This is a genomic window from Pseudarthrobacter sulfonivorans, from assembly GCF_001484605.1.
In the GTDB taxonomy this organism is placed as follows: Bacteria; Actinomycetota; Actinomycetes; order Actinomycetales; family Micrococcaceae; genus Arthrobacter; species Arthrobacter sulfonivorans_A.
The window spans coordinates 901294-916576 of the sequence record NZ_CP013747.1 but is presented as its reverse complement, the minus strand read 5'-3'; the positions used below and the strand labels follow the sequence as shown (position 1 = coordinate 916576).

The following is a 15283-nucleotide window of genomic DNA, read 5'->3' as shown; positions in this document are numbered from 1 at the left end:
TAGGGGACAAGTTCATGTCAATCGAGCCACTCAGCTGGGGACGTGGGTCACCGCTCAACGACCTTGAGCTGCGCACCGACACTGCAGGCGTGTCAGAGCCGCAGCGATGGTCCGTGCCCGCACGGAGCGCCAACCTCGAAGCGGTCCGCGCCGCCCTGACCAGCCTCGACTCGCTGGGCGTCGTCATCACCGGCGGACGAGGCGTAGGTAAGTCATCCTTGGCCAGGACAGCTGTCGCCGACCTTGGCCCGGATATCTGGACGTTGCAGCTGCGCAGCGGACCGTCGTCCGGCACAACACCCTACGGCTGCCTGGCTTTCCTGCTGGCGCGTCTTCCCCAGGCGTACATGGGGTCGCCCACAGCCATCCTCCGTGGCATTACGTCCCTCATCAAAAGCGATGCCGCGGGGCGCCAGTGTGTCATCACCCTGGACACCGCCGGCAGCATTGATGATATGAGCGCCGGCGTCCTGCTCAACATCCTCCTGACCGGGACCGCCCGCATGGTGGCCGTGGCACCCATGGTCAGTGATCTACCGGCCGACTTCCACTGGCTCCTCAACGACCGCCGGCTCACCGAGGTCAGGCTGGACAACCTCAATGAGCTGCAGACCCGCCAGGTGCTGCTTTCCCTGCTGGGCCACCGCGTTTCGGCCTCCCTGGTCAGCACTTTCCACACCATGGTTGGCGGCAACCCCCTGCTCCTGAAAGCGCTTGTAACCGAGCAGCAGCATTCGGGGAACCTGGTTCTGTCGGACTCCGTCTGGACTCTTCGGGACAAGGTGGTGCTCGACGGCGCGGCCAGCCTCGACGACATCGTCCGGTCCCAGTGGACCCGGAAGTCTCCGGAGGAACGGGATGTCATCGAGATGCTCTCGTGCGCCCGCAGCGTGGAACTGTCCAGGCTGACCAAAGTGTACGGTGCCGGTGTGGTGGCGGACATGGAAGATTCGGGCCTGCTGGAGATCGATTCCTCGGACAACCGATGGGTTTCACTGCGTGAAAAGTACCTCGGCGACGTTGTCCGCTCCTGGCTCAGCATCACCCGGCGAAGGGAACTGCGGAGCCTGCTCCTGGGCGGCAAGGAACCTGACCCTGCCACGATGACGGTGGAAGAACTGATGGCGTTCGGCGCCTGGACCCAGGAATGCGAGGCCGAGCTGAGTCCGGCCATGGCGCTTGCCGCCGCCGAGGCCGCAGTGCAGCTCTTTGACCCCCATTTTGCCCTCAAGTATGCCGACACGCTGAAGCGGAATGACCCTCAATGGGTGCCTGCCCAGCGGCAGAAAGCCGCAGCGTACCTGCTCATGGACCTCCCGGTGCAGGCCATGGCAGCACTGGACGATATTTCCCAGCCGCAGCTGGACAACCTGGACGTTGAGGAGTTCGCCCGGGTGGTCGAGGCCAAATCTCGGGTCATGGTCTGGCTCCCCGAACACACCGCCCGGGTGCCGGCGCTGCTGCAGACGGCACGCGAGCGGCTGGGCGTGGAGCCAGGAATCGCGAAGGGCTGGCCGGAGCCGCTGGCTGCTGCGGCCAACCGGATCAGCCTCAGCGAATTCGAGTACCAGGCTTTTGTGGGGGACTACGCCTCCGCCTTGCCGGCACTGGAAGCCGCTGCGGACCCCGGGCAGAATCCGGACACCTGGTTCAGGATGAACTCAGCGGTGATCCTCATGAGCGCCCTGTCCATGGCCGGGCGGGAAATGGACGCCCTGAGCCTGATGAGGCAGCTGGGCGGGCAGATCTCGGACGCGGCCGAGATCGTGGGGCTGCGCGAGAGGTTCGCCGGCCGGGCGTACAACGTGCTCCTGATGGCAGGGCAATGGCGCCGGTGCATCGACCTCCTGGATCCGCCTTCCGCGCGCGAGTTCCACCGGCTCCCTTACCGGAGCGCCGCCGCGGAGCTAGCGGCCGGCATCGCCTACGTGTACTCGGGCCGCGGCGCCGTTGCCCTTGATTCGCTGCTCTCGGCCGCTGCACAGCTGGAACTGCGGCCCGTCCAGCGCCTGCTCCGCGCCGCCTACGCCGCCATCGCCTTCGCGTATGCGCAGATCGGCAATGCCGGGCAGTCCCGGCAGTATCTTGACCGGCTGCAGCGGACGGCAGGTACCGCTGACCATGCCACCCGGAGCCGCACTGAATTCTGCGCTGATATGGCCGCCCGATGGCTGGGGGACAATGACGCAGCCACCCGCCTCAAGCAGTCAGCCCGCCGTGACATCGCAGCAGGCAGGTTCACCCTGGCCGGGATCAGCCTGCTCGGAGCCACGGTCAACGGCACGGAAGCGGACTTCCGGCTGATGGAACAAGTGGCCGGGCAACGCCAGGGCCCCTTGGCGGAAATTTCGCGGCTTGTCGCCGTGGGCAGCCGCACCCACGACGCCAAAACGTTGCTTGCCGGCGGGGAACTGGCGGCCACCCTGGAACTGGATGCCGTTGAGGCCCGGTGCATGGCGCTGGCCGTTGACTACGCCCGGCAGGCCGGTGACTCGCTTTCCGCCAGGACTGCACAGGCCCGACTGGACATCCTCGCAGCCACCGTGGCAAGCCTGCCGATCGTGCCGAGCAGCGGCAGCCCGCTGCTGACCGCCAGGGAGAGGCAGATCGCGCGGCTGGCCGGCCGGGGCGCGTCCAACCGCGATATCGCCGTGGAGATGGGCGTGTCCGTGCGCACTGTGGAAGGCCACCTTTACCAGGTTTTTACCAAGCTCGGAGTTACATCCAGGGGTGATCTGACTGGACTCGTCTAACGGCCACGCTGCCAAACAGGGAACGCAATATCGACTGCTCACGGGCCGGCGTGAGCCGCTGGACCGGATCTGCAACATCATTCGCAGCCGCACGAGCCAGGCCGTGTTCCTCATGGCGGGCCCGGGCATCGGGAAGTCAACGCTGACCGAGGCCATCACCGAGCGGCTTTCCCAGGAGATGATCATTGTTCAGATCCATGGAAGTTCGTCGCTGTCCGGCGTTCCCTTTGGAGTTTTGGCGCCCTACACGGCGGAGCTGACGGCCGAAGACTCCGTGTCTTCGGTGGCTGTGCTGCGGTCCGTGTGGAGGTACTTTGAGAAGCTGAAAGCCGGCAAGGATACCCCGTTGCTTCTGATGATGGATGACGCCCATCACCTGGACGAGGCAACGGCCAGCATCGTGGCCGACATGATCTCCGCTGGCTGGGCCACAGTGCTTGCTGCCGGCAGGCCGCGGCCCGGGCTGCCCCAGCCGCTCGCTCAGCTCTGGTACGACGGCCTGGCTGACCGTGTGGATCTCCGACCCATGAACCGGGAGCAGGTCGAGGAAGTCCTCTCCCACGCACTTGATGGAACAATCCCCTCCGGAACCATTGACACAATCTGGAGCGCGTCTGGCGGAAATCCGCGGATTCTTGATGCCTTGCTGCATGATGCCGCAGAGCGGGGCGAACTCGCAAAGCGGAACGGGATCTGGATGCTGCTGGGCCCGTTGCCTGCCGACGGACCCAGGCTCGCCGAGGTGGTGGTAAAGGACATGCTCCGGCGCAGCCCGGAAGAGCAGGAAGTCCTGAAACTTGTCGCCCTCGCCGGGCCCGTGAGCCGGAAGGTGATCGAGGATATTTTTGGCGCTGAAGTAGTTCGCACGCTGCTGGACCAGCAGATGATGGTGGAAAGTTCCGGCATTCCAGCCGATCTCCGGATCTGGAACTCCGTGTTCGGCGAGGCGCTCCGCACAAGTATCTCGGTGTCCCGGAGCCTACAGCTGCTTGAAAAGATCCGGGATCAGCTGGGAACCGCTCCCGAAGGGTCTGAAGGCAGGATGAGGGCCGTGGAATGGGCCCTTGAATGTGGATTGAAAATATCCGATCCCGAGCTGCTTGAGGCGGCCGGCACTGCCTTGGTCCACTCCCGGAACCGGAGCAGCCGGATGATGGCGGCGAAGGTCGCGGACCCGGACCTCGTGCCGCAGGCACAGGCCGTCCAGGGACGCGCCTTATTCAATGAAGGCGACTTTGCGGGTGCGGCCAAGCTCCTGGACGGATGCTGGCTGCAGCTGGGGAACAGTGCCTGGGCTGTTCCGGTCCTGATGCTCAGGGCCATGGCACACCAGGCTCTGGGAACGCCGCTGTCAGTATTCGCGGCCGATTCCCGGGAAGCGCTTAAGGGCGCAGGCGCCATGACGGCTGGCCCGGATGCTGTGCCGCCGGATTCCCAAGAGACCGCCGGTGCGCTGGCCGGGCCCTGGCAGGAGCGCTTGCTTCGCCTGCTGGAACTTTGCGAAGCAGGCAACCACCAGGCCTTGGAGGCCGAGGTCCAGGAACTTCGGAGCAGCCGCGCCGGCGATGCCACGGACGACGCCCTGCGTGCGGTGGGCCTGGCGCTGCTGGCCCATTCGCTCGCCCCGGCCGGACGGGCCGTCCAGGGGCTGGATGCCGCCTTGCTGGCAGTCTCGGAACTTCCCTCACTGCAGGGTGGCGTGTTCTTCTTCAATGAATTTGTCCTTGGCCGCCTGGTGGCAGATTACCTGGCCATGGGGGAGTGGGACTCGGCGGAACGGGAGTTGGCGAACTATGCTGCCGGGCAGCCGCGGGGTGTCGCCTATTTCGGCGGCAGCCTTGAGGTGCTCCGTGGCTACTCGCTCCTGCGGCAGGGGCGGATGGAACGCGCCTACCAAACGCTGCTGCCGGCGGTGGAGACCCTGAGGCTCAACGATCCGCTGCAGATGTTCCGGTTTGGTTCCGGGCTGGCGTTTTATGTAGCGGCGAGGCTCGGCGACGCCGCCCAGGCCGGCCGGCTTGAGCTGGATTACAAGGATTCACCGCAGGGTTCCCCCGGCTACGGACTCCTTGCGAGGGCGTACGCGGCAGCGGCATCGGAGTATGTGGCGCATGACGGAAAAGGCCTGGCGCGCCTCCACACACTGGCCACCACGCCCGAGGTGACCACCCGGGCCGGGACACTCCTGGAACTCTTGGCTCTCTGCTGGGACCTGGGCGACCATTCCGTGATCCCGTTGGTCCACTCACTGGCGGGGAGCGTCGAAGGCCGCTGGGCCGCGGCAATGCTCACCCTGGCTGGGCATTGGGAGTCCGAGGACGCCGATTCCATCATGGAAACGGCAGCCATGCTTGAAGGCGCGGGATTCGTTAGCCTTGCGCGGGAAGCCTACGCGCGGTCGAGCACCGTCCTTGAGAGCTCCGGAGAGCGCCGGCGGGCCCGTCAGGCGGTGGCCCTGCGGGAGAAATGCGACCACGAACTGGGCGAGCGGTTCCGGGAAGGCCACTTCATCGCCGCAGCACCCAGCGTGCACCTCACCCGCCGGGAACAGGACATCGTAGAGCTCGCTGTGAAAGGTCTCACCGACCGGGAGATCGCACAAAGACTCATGGTGTCCGTGCGTACTGTGGAGGGGCACCTCTACCGCACGTACGTCAAACTCGGCGTGCGGAGCCGCGACGAACTGGCTTCGGCCCTTCCGAACTAGGCCTGCGTACGGACGCCATGCGTCCGGGACCCTGTGTACGGACGTCCGGAAACGCGTAGCCCCGGCCCCAGAAAGTAGAGTACTGCCTACTCGTGTGCTGAGCTTCAGCTTGCGATTGACTTAGTGCGGCAGGAAAACACGGAGCCACCAAAACCGCGGACCGGCCAACAGACTTTCAGGCCTCATTTTGAAGCAAACTTCCGGCCCCTGGGGCTGGATCGAAGCGGGGCCGGCGACGTCAGAGTCTTCTGAGACCGAGACTCTCCCCCCAGCCGTCGCCGGCCCTCACTTCCGCGGGCTGAAGCCCGGAGCTGCTGTGGCGGTTGCCCATCGGGCCGCCGCCATAGTGGTGTTGTGGGACAATTGAGTGTCAATCCATTGGCATCTCAAGGAGTTTAGCTTTGGCCCTAGTATCAACGCCTGCCACGCTGGAACGCGCAGTGCCGGCCATGGATAACGCCGAAGTCCTCAGGATTCGAAACGACTTCCCCGTACTTGGCCGGTTGGTGAACGGCCAGCGCCTGGTGTACCTCGATTCGGGCGCCACCTCGCAAAACCCACTCAGTGTCATCGAAGCTGAGCAGGAGTTTTACGAACAGCGCAATGCTGCCGTGCACCGCGGGGCACACTACCTTGCCGTCGAAGCAACAGAGGTGTTCGAAGATGCCCGCCAGACCATAGCGGACTTCATCGGTGCCGACTACACGGAAACGGTGTGGACCTCCAACGCCACCGAAGGCCTCAACCTGGTCAGCTACGCCCTGTCCAACGCGGCGCTGTGGGCGGCGCAGGGGCGCGGCGACGCCCGGCTGAAAGACCTCGCAGTGGGCCCGGGTGACCAGATCGTGGTGACCGAGATGGAGCACCACGCCAACCTGATCCCCTGGCAGGAACTGGCGTTCCGCACCGGCGCCACGTTGCGCTACATCCCCATCGACGACGCCGGTGCCCTGCGGCTGGACATTGCGGCAGAGATCCTGGGCAGCAAAACCAAGGTCCTCGCCTTCACCCACGCCTCCAACGTGCTGGGCACGATTAATCCCGTGCAGGAACTGGTCGCGCTGGGGCGGCAGGCCGGAGCCCTGGTGGTCCTGGACGCCTGCCAGTCCGCGCCGCATCTGCCGTTGAACGTCAAGGCGTTGGACGTAGACTTCGCCGTGTTCTCCGGCCACAAGATGCTGGCGCCCACCGGAATCGGTGTCCTCTACGGCAGGCAGGACATCCTGGACGTGCTGCCGCCGTTCCTCACCGGCGGCTCCATGATCACCACCGTGACCATGGATCGGGCCGAGTACCTGCCCGCGCCGCAGCGCTTCGAAGCCGGCACCCAGCGGATCTCGCAGGCCGTCGCCCTGGCTGCCGCAGCCAACTACCTCACGGAAACCGGCCTGGCCCGCGTGCACCGCTGGGAATCGGAACTCGGCCAGCGGATGGTGGCCGGGTTGGAGTCCATTCCCGGCATCCGGGTCCTGGGGCCCGCCGCCGGACGGGAACGGATCGGCCTTGCCGCGTTCGACGTTGACGGTGTGCACGCGCACGACGTCGGGCAGTTCCTGGATTCCCGGGGCATCGCCGTCCGCGTGGGTCACCATTGCGCCCAGCCGCTGCACCGCCGCCTGGGCCTGACCGCCACCACCAGGGCAAGCGCCTACCTGTACAACACCACCGACGACGTCGACGCCTTCCTGGAAGCCGTAGCCGGAGTCCGCTCCTACTTCCGCGTCTAGCGCGATCACCGAAGGTACACCACCATGAGCCTTGACCAGCTGTATCAGCAGATCATCCTTGACCATTCCAAGGTCCGCTACGGCAGCGGCCTGGCGGGAGTCGCAGCGCCGGCGGGGGCGTCCACTGGCCAGTCCCACCAGCTCAACCCGGTCTGCGGCGACGAAGTCACGCTGCGGGTGGCCGTGGAAAACGGCAAGGTGGCACAGATTTCCTGGGACGGCGAAGGCTGTTCCATCTCGATGGCGTCGGCGTCGGTCCTCAGCGAGCTCGCGGAGGGAATGACCGTGGACGAACTCCACGCCGTCATTGCCAACTTCCGCGAATTGCTCCGTTCACGCGGGAAGATCCACGCCGATCCCGAGATCCTGGGCGACGCCGCGGCGTTCGAGGGTGTGGCCCGCTACGCCGCGCGCGTTAAGTGCGCCATGATTTCCTGGGTGGCCGCCGAGGACGCCCTGAACCAGGCCGCCTAGCCCTTACGGTCCGACGCAGGTCCGACGCCGCGCCAAGGCCGCGCCGAGGCTCTCAGCCTCGGTGCTCGAAAACGTCCGGGATGCCGTCGCCGTCAGCATCATGCCGTTCCGCAAGTTCCACTGTGCGGTAATGCCGGTTCCGCAGCCGGAGCACCACGGCGGCAAGCAGGGCGGCCACCAGTGATCCGGTGAGGATGGCCACCTTCGCGTGGTCATCGTGGGCGGAGCCCGCACCGAAGCTCAGCTCGGCGATCAGCAGCGACACGGTGAAGCCCACACCGGCCAACAGCGCAAGGCCTGCAACATCGATCCAGGCGAGGCCGTCGTCGAGCTTTGCCCTGGTGGTCTTAGTAATCAGGTAGGTAGTGCCGAACACACCAATCGTCTTGCCGGCCACCAACGCAGCCACAATTCCCAGCGCCACCGGATCCGCCAGGGCCGAACGGAAGCCGTTGAGGCCGCCCACGGCTACTCCGGCGGAGAAGAAGGCGAAGACCGGGACGGCGAAGCCTGCCGAAAGCGGGCGGAGCCGGTGTTCAAAGGACTCAGCCATGCCGGAACCCGTCTCACCGCGTTTCCGCGACGCCAGGACTGGCACGGCAAATGCGAGCAGCACACCGGCCACCGTGGCGTGGATACCGGAGGCGTGGACGAGTCCCCAAGTGGCGGCGGCCAGCGGCAGCAACAGGTACCAGCTACGGACCCTCCTCTGGGCCAGAAGAGTAAACAGCCCCAGCGGAACCAGAGCCGCCAACAAGAAGAGCGGCTGCAGTCCGGACGAGTAGAAGAAAGCGATGATGCCGATGGCCAGCAGGTCATCAACTACGGCCAAGGTCAGCAGGAAGGTTCGGAGGGCCGCAGGCAGGTGGGTGTTGATGACGGCCAGGACGGCCAGGGCAAAGGCAATGTCGGTGGCTGTGGGAATTGCCCAGCCCCGGAGGCTGTCAGCGTCCTGCCCCAGATTCACCAGCGTGTAGATCAGGGCGGGAACTGCGACCCCTCCCACGGCCGCGGCCACGGGGACCACCGCCTTGGATACCTTGCGGAGCTCGCCGGAGACAAACTCCCGTTTGAGTTCCAGGCCAGCCAGGAAGAAGAAGATGGCCAGGAGACCGTCGGAGGCCCAATGCCCCAGGGAGAGCTGGAGGTGCCAGGGTTCGTAACCGATTTTCAGGTCACGCAGCGCGAAGTAACCCTCAGCCGCCGGCGAGTTGGCCCAGAGGAGGGCCGCAGCGGTGGCCAACAACAGGAGGGCACCGCCGGCAGTTTCCAGTCTGAGGATCTCTGAGATCCGCAGGAATTCGGGGTAACTTGAGCGACTGAGGACCTTAGCGGCGAAGGCGGGGCGGGAAGGGTGCTTGGCCATGGGTGGCTCCTGGAATTAAGGGGTCGGCAAAACTATTGCCGACCAGACTTCCCGGCGCACCTGTGACCAGCCTACCCGAGTACGCCCATAACCCCGATCACGGCAGTGGCAGCTCCCAGCACCATCGAGATGCTGACCAGCACCACGTGGACGGTGAGAAACTTTGTGGCCTTGCCCGCGGCGTCCCGCGCCCTGGGATCCTTCATCACGCGGCGCAGGAACTGCGGCCAGACCACCAGGGACCAGAGGCCGGCGATGATCAGGACCACCGCCGCAAACAGGGGGAGCACCATGGCCTTAGTGGCTTTCGAGCCAGGCCTGGGCCTGCTGGGACTGGATGTTCAGGGCCTTGGAGACCATGGGCTCAGCAGCCTCGGCGATCTTGCCGCCCAGGAAGGGAATAGAGGACGTGACGTTGCCTTCGAGTTCAATGCGCGTGCTGCCGCCCTCTGCGACGAGCCGCTGGACCGCGGTCACATCAAGGGGGGCGCCGGCGATCTTCAGCGTGATGTTGCTCTGGCGGGAACCGTCGGCCGCCGGGGCGTCCCAGTTCTCCACCTGCGTCACCGTGAGCTTTTCGCCCACGAACTTACGGGCGATCTCCGGCAGCCGGGTGGTGGGCAGCGTACGGACCGAGGTGGTGCTGAATACTCCGTCAACGTCTCCGGCCACCTCGAAGGATTCAAGCGTGCCGCCAACGAATTGGCTCGTGTGCCGCTGGAAGTCCTCGTTGATAAAGACGGCAGCGACGCTGTCGACGGCGTGGGGAAGGGTAGTGGTTGCACTCAGTGCCATGGGTCCTCCAGTGATGTGTAGGTCAGAACGCTTTTTGCTCCCCACATCCTACGGGGAGCCCTGCGTGTTGTTGGAACCGGCCTCCGCGCTGTCGGCGCTGGCGATTTTCTGCGCCGCCGTGGTGATGTTCCGTGCCATCGCCGGAAATATGAGGCTGTGGAAGGGCAGAACGGCAAGCCAGTAGAGCTTTCCGCTGAGGCCCTTGGGGAAGAAAATGGCCCGCTGCCGGTAGCGGCTGCCCGTCCCGTCAGGTTCGACGGACAGTTCAAGCCAGGCCCGTCCGGGGGCGCGCATCTCCGCGCGGAGGCGCAACAGTTTTCCGCGCTCGATCCGTTCCACGCGCCACCAGTCCACCACTTCGCCCGAGGCCAGGGTGCCGGGGTGCCTTCGTCCCCGCAGCAGGCCCGCGCCGCCCGTGAGCTTGTCCAGCCAGCCACGTACCCGCCATGCCAGCGGCAGGGAATACCAGCCGTTCCGGCCGCCGATTCCTTCGATGATGGTCCACACGTGGGCGGGATCAACATCGCCGTGGAAGGTCCGCTCATCCACGTAGACCGTGTGGCCCGCCCAGTCCGGATCGCTGGGCAGCGGATCGGCGTCGGCCCCGGCATTTGACCATGTGGTTTCCACCTGGCCATCACGCTCCTTGCCCAGGGCGAGGGCAACGGCCCGCCGGTACGGAGTCAGGCCGCCCGCCGGCACCGGAATATGGGCGTCGATGTCGTGCTCGCGGGACACGGCATCGTGCTGCAGCGACTCGACGAGCGGGAGCGACATGGACAGCGGGATGGGCGTGGTCAGGGCCACCCACACGCCGGCGAGCCTCGGGGCGGGAATGGGCAGAGCCAGCACCACCCGGTACGGCAGCCCGGCCTCGGCGGCGTATTCCTTCATCATGCCCGCGTAGCTCAGGACCTGCCGGCAGCCGATGTCGAAGGTGCGGTTGACGGGCCCGTCCAAGGATGCGGCGCCCACAAGGTAGTGCAGCACGTCCCGGACAGCGATCGCCTCGATCTTGTTGCGCACCCAGCTCGGGGCCGGCATCAGCGGAAGCGCTTCGGACAGGTGGCGGATCATTTCGAAGGACGCGGACCCGGAGCCAATCACCACCCCGGCCTGGAAGACCACCGCGTCCACCGTGCTGTCCAGGAACACCTCTCCCACGGCTTCCCGGGACCGCATGTGGGTGGACAGTTCCACGTTGGCCGGGTGCAGGCCGCCCAGGTAGACGATCCGGCCTACGCCGGCGGCGGCAGCGGCTCTGGCCGCCGTTTCCGCCATGGCCTTTTCCTTGGACTCGAAGCCGGCGCCGGAAGCCATGGAGTGGACCAGGTAGTAGAGCACGTCGACGCCGGCCAGCGCCTGCTCCAGGGCTCCGCCGTCGTCGAGACTGCTCTCGATGACCTCAACCTTGCCCAGCCACGGCACGCCGGCGATCTTTGCCGGGGTCCTGACCAGGACCTTGACGGTGTGCCCGGCTTCCAGCAGCCGGGGGACCAGGCGGCCGCCGATGTAGCCGGTGGCGCCGGTCACCAGGACCGTTCGCGCCGTCCCCGGTGCCACGGTGGGGGGAGTGTCGCTCGGACTATTGCTATCGCTCACTGAAAGCTCCTCAAGCCGGCAGGCGGAGGCGCACAACAGGCGCGCTTCCTCAGCAAGCTTAGCAACGGGGTGCCCGGCGGGCCCCGGGGCAGGGGTAGGCTGGGATGACCCGGGATTCGAAGTGAATTTCGGGCTTTCGTGTTGCCTGCGATCCCATGAACCCACAGGAGTTTCCGCCATGAGCCCCACTGGCCCGTCCCATCCTGGCCCGTCCAACGGTGGTCCCTCGCTGACCGGACTGCGCCGTGTCCTGGCAGAAGATCAGACGTTCGCGCGGGTCCAGGCGGAGGCGGCCAGGGGTTTTGACGTCCGGGGCCAGGACTACCAGATCAGCGCGCCGGCCGGACTCCGCGCCGTCCTGCTGGCGGAAATGGCAGACGGCCTGGACGCTGGCTCCGACGAAGGAACTCCCGACGGCGGGCTCCCTCCTGTGGTGCTGGCGGTCACCGCGACAGGACGCGAAGCAGAGGATCTGACAGCAGCCCTGCGCGCTTACCTGCCGGCCGATTCAGTGGCCGAGTTCCCCAGTTGGGAAACCCTGCCGCACGAACGGCTCTCGCCCCGCTCCGACACGGTGGGCCGCCGGCTGTCCGTCCTGCGCCGCCTGGCGCACCCGGAAAGTTCGACGGCGGGCCGGCTGCGTGTGGTGGTGGCACCGGTCCGCGCGGTGGTCCAGCCGATCGTCGCCGGGCTGGGTGACCTGGTTCCGGTCACACTGAAGGTGGGACAGGACATGCCGTTCTCCAGCGTGGTGCGGAGCCTTGCCGATGCCGCCTACGCACGCGTGGACATGGTCACCCGCCGTGGCGAGTTTGCCGTCCGCGGCGGCATCATCGACGTCTTCCCGCCCACCGAGGACCATCCCATCCGCGTGGAGTTCTTCGGCGACGAGGTGGACCAGATGCGCTGGTTCGCGGTGGCCGACCAGCGCTCGCTGTCGGCGCCCGGTGTGCATCACCCCGCCGAGCTCCACGCCCCGCCCTGCCGCGAAATCCTCATCACGCCGTCGGTGATGTCGCGCGCAGCCACCCTCAAGGCGCAGCTTCCCGCGGCCGCGGACATGCTGGAGAAGATCGCCGGCGGCATCGCCGTGGAAGGGATGGAATCCCTGGCCCCGGTGCTGGTGGACACCATGGTCCCGTTCGTGGAGCAGCTGCCCGCCGGGTCCATCTCGGTGATCATTGAACCGGAAAAGGTCCGCCGGCGCGCACATGACCTTGCGGCCACCAACGAGGAGTTCCTGGAAGCAGCCTGGTCCACGGCCTCCGATGGCGGCACGGCTCCGCTGGACCTCAGTTCGCAGGCGTCGGCAGCGTTGCACTCCGCCAGCTTCCGTTCCCTGGCCGAAACCCGGAGCTTCTCGCTGGAGCACGAGGTGTCCTGGTGGTCCATCACGTCGCTGGCAACTGACGAGGAGCTGCTGCCCGAGATTGACGTCCTGAACCTCCGCGCCCGCGAACCGCGCGGGTACCAGGGTGATGTGGCCGAGATGATGGACTTCATCGGCTCCCACGTCCGGGACCAGTGGCGGATCGTGGTGGCCACGGAGGGTCCCGGCCCGGCGCAGCGCCTGGCGGAACTCTTCCACGACGCCGACATCCCCTGCGCCAGGGTGGACACCCTTGAGAAGGAGCCGCAGGCGGGCATCATCGAGGTGACCACTGCCGCCGTCGGACGCGGTTTTGTCCTGGACAGCCTCAAGCTGGGGCTGCTCACCGAAGCAGACCTGCTGGGACGGACCTCCGCGGGCTCCACCAAGGACATGCGGCGCATGCCGTCCAAGCGGCGGAACGCCGTGGACCCGTTGCAGCTGGTCAACGGCGATTCCGTGGTGCACGAACAGCACGGCATTGGCCGCTTCATCGAACTCATCCAGCGCAAGGTGGCCGGCGGCGGAGACGGCGTCCGCGAGTACCTGGTCCTGGAATACGCCCCGTCCAAGCGCGGCGCCCCCGGGGACCGCCTGTTTGTCCCCACAGACCAGCTGGACCAGGTGACCCGCTACGTTGGCGGCGATACCCCTGTGCTCAGCAAGATGGGCGGCTCCGACTGGGCCAGCACCAAGTCCAAGGCACGCAAGGCCGTCAAGGAGATCGCCGGCGAGCTCATCCGGCTGTACTCCGCGCGGATGGCCTCAAAGGGCCATGCCTTCGGGCCGGACACTCCGTGGCAGCGTGAGCTGGAGGAGGCCTTCCCGTACGTGGAGACGCCGGACCAGCTGACCACCATCAATGAGGTCAAGGCGGACATGGAGCGCGAGATCCCCATGGACCGCCTGGTGTCCGGCGACGTGGGCTACGGCAAAACCGAGATCGCCGTCCGGGCCGCGTTCAAGGCGGTCCAGGACGGGAAGCAGGTGGCGATCCTGGTGCCCACCACCCTGCTGGCCCAGCAGCACTTCGAAACGTTCACCGAGCGCTTCTCCGGGTTCCCCCTGCGGGTCAAAGCCCTGTCGCGGTTCCAAGGGACCAAGGAAACCAAAGAGACCGTGGAGGGCGTCAAGAGCGGCTCCGTTGACGTCGTCATCGGCACCCACCGGCTGTTGTCGAAGGACTTCGCGTTCAAGGACCTGGGCCTGGTGATCGTGGACGAGGAGCAGCGCTTCGGTGTGGAGCACAAGGAAGCGCTGAAGAAGATGCGGACCAACGTGGACGTGCTGGCCATGAGCGCCACCCCGATTCCGCGGACCCTGGAGATGTCGTTGACCGGCATCCGGGAAACGTCCACGCTGGCCACCCCGCCGGAGGAACGCCATCCCGTGCTGACATATGTGGGACCGTACACGGACAAGCAGACCTCGGCAGCCATCCGGCGTGAGCTGATGCGCGAAGGCCAGATGTTCTTTGTGCATAACCGGGTGTCCACCATCGACCGGACGGCCGCGAAGATCCGTGAACTGGTTCCGGAAGCACGTGTTGAGGTGGCGCACGGGCAGATGTCCGAGAGCCGGCTGGAGCAGATCATCGTGGACTTCTGGGAAAAGCGTTTCGACGTCCTGGTATGCACCACCATCATCGAAACCGGCCTGGACATCTCCAACGCCAACACCCTGATCGTGGACGGGGCCGATAAATACGGCCTCTCCCAGCTGCACCAGCTCCGCGGCCGGGTGGGCCGCGGCCGTGAACGCGCATATGCCTACTTCCTGTACCCGTCCGAGAAGCCCCTGGGCGAGGTGGCCCTGGAACGCCTCAAGGCCGTGGCCACGCACAACGAGCTCGGAGCCGGCATGCAGCTGGCCATGAAGGACCTCGAAATCCGCGGCGCCGGCAACCTGCTGGGCGGCGAGCAGTCCGGCCACATCCAGGGCGTCGGCTTCGACCTCTACATCCGCCTGGTGGGTGAGGCGGTGGCAGACTTCCGCGGCGACGCCGAGGAAAAGGCCGCCGAAATGAAGATCGAGCTGCCGGTCAACGCCCACCTCCCGCACGATTATGTGCCGGGGGAGCGGCTCCGCCTGGAGGCCTACCGCAAGCTGGCCTCCGCGTTGACGTACGAGGCCATCGAGGAGGTCCTGGCCGAGCTTGTGGACCGTTACGGTGAACCGCCGCTTCCGGTCCAGAACCTCATCGCCGTGGCCCGCTTCCGGGTGGGTGCCCGCGAAGCCGGCCTGTCCGACGTCGCACTCCAGGGGAACTTCATCAAGTTCTCGCCGGCGCAGCTGCCGGAGTCGAAGCTGATGCGGCTGACCCGGATGTACCCGGGTTCGCAGTCCAAGCCCGCCCTGGACGCGGTGCTGATTCCGAAGCCCAAGACGGCCAGGATCGGCGGCCGCGACCTGCAGGACGCCGAAATCCTGGAATGGGCCAACGGGGTCATCCGCAACATCTTCTCCGACGCACCGCTGGCGGTGAGTTAG

The 15283-nt window shown here is 66.3% G+C and carries 9 protein-coding genes; 5 read left to right on the top strand and 4 right to left on the bottom strand.

The window, feature by feature from the left end; genetic code table 11:
* Positions 1-14 precede the first annotated feature (14 nt).
* From AU252_RS04020 to sufU, 4 genes are all read left to right on the top strand, one after another.
* Positions 15-2753, top strand: a complete 2739-nt coding sequence (locus AU252_RS04020; protein ID WP_058929617.1) for a LuxR family transcriptional regulator — start codon at positions 15-17, stop codon at positions 2751-2753.
* Complete coding sequence (locus AU252_RS04015) at positions 2740-5460, top strand: LuxR C-terminal-related transcriptional regulator (RefSeq protein WP_346425660.1); 2721 nt, start codon at positions 2740-2742, stop codon at positions 5458-5460. The genes AU252_RS04020 and AU252_RS04015 overlap by 14 nt, the downstream gene beginning before the upstream one ends.
* A 401-nt stretch (positions 5461-5861) precedes the next feature.
* On the top strand, positions 5862-7187 hold the full coding sequence (locus tag AU252_RS04010; RefSeq protein ID WP_058929616.1) for a SufS family cysteine desulfurase: 1326 nt from the start codon (positions 5862-5864) through the stop codon (positions 7185-7187).
* A gap of 24 nt (positions 7188-7211) precedes the next feature.
* Positions 7212-7661, top strand: a complete 450-nt coding sequence (sufU, locus tag AU252_RS04005; RefSeq protein WP_058929615.1) for a Fe-S cluster assembly sulfur transfer protein SufU — start codon at positions 7212-7214, stop codon at positions 7659-7661.
* A gap of 52 nt (positions 7662-7713) precedes the next feature.
* Here the strand turns inward: sufU and nhaA are convergent, their stop codons facing one another.
* The 4 genes from nhaA to AU252_RS03985 form a co-directional block, all read right to left on the bottom strand.
* Positions 7714-9027: a Na+/H+ antiporter NhaA gene (gene nhaA, locus AU252_RS04000; protein ID WP_058929614.1), complete on the bottom strand. Its 1314-nt coding sequence runs from the start codon at positions 9025-9027 to the stop codon at positions 7714-7716.
* A gap of 71 nt (positions 9028-9098) precedes the next feature.
* On the bottom strand, positions 9099-9320 hold the full coding sequence (locus AU252_RS03995; protein ID WP_058929613.1) for an SCO4848 family membrane protein: 222 nt from the start codon (positions 9318-9320) through the stop codon (positions 9099-9101).
* A gap of 4 nt (positions 9321-9324) precedes the next feature.
* Positions 9325-9822, bottom strand: a complete 498-nt coding sequence (locus AU252_RS03990; protein WP_058929612.1) for a DUF2505 domain-containing protein — start codon at positions 9820-9822, stop codon at positions 9325-9327.
* Between the two features lie 48 nt (positions 9823-9870).
* Complete coding sequence (locus AU252_RS03985; protein ID WP_058932729.1) at positions 9871-11424, bottom strand: SDR family oxidoreductase; 1554 nt, start codon at positions 11422-11424, stop codon at positions 9871-9873.
* A 178-nt stretch (positions 11425-11602) separates the two neighbouring features.
* Between AU252_RS03985 and mfd the strand changes: the two genes are divergently transcribed.
* On the top strand, positions 11603-15283 hold the full coding sequence (gene mfd, locus AU252_RS03980; protein WP_058929611.1) for a transcription-repair coupling factor: 3681 nt from the start codon (positions 11603-11605) through the stop codon (positions 15281-15283).

Coding starts and splice junctions, on each gene's coding strand:
- AU252_RS03990 (WP_058929612.1), bottom strand. CDS start 9,822: ATGGCACTGAGTGCAACCACTACCCTTCCCCACGCCGTCGACAGCGTC.
- mfd (WP_058929611.1), top strand. CDS start 11,603: ATGAGCCCCACTGGCCCGTCCCATCCTGGCCCGTCCAACGGTGGTCCC.
- AU252_RS04020 (WP_058929617.1), top strand. CDS start 15: ATGTCAATCGAGCCACTCAGCTGGGGACGTGGGTCACCGCTCAACGAC.
- nhaA (WP_058929614.1), bottom strand. CDS start 9,027: ATGGCCAAGCACCCTTCCCGCCCCGCCTTCGCCGCTAAGGTCCTCAGT.
- sufU (WP_058929615.1), top strand. CDS start 7,212: ATGAGCCTTGACCAGCTGTATCAGCAGATCATCCTTGACCATTCCAAG.
- AU252_RS03995 (WP_058929613.1), bottom strand. CDS start 9,320: ATGGTGCTCCCCCTGTTTGCGGCGGTGGTCCTGATCATCGCCGGCCTC.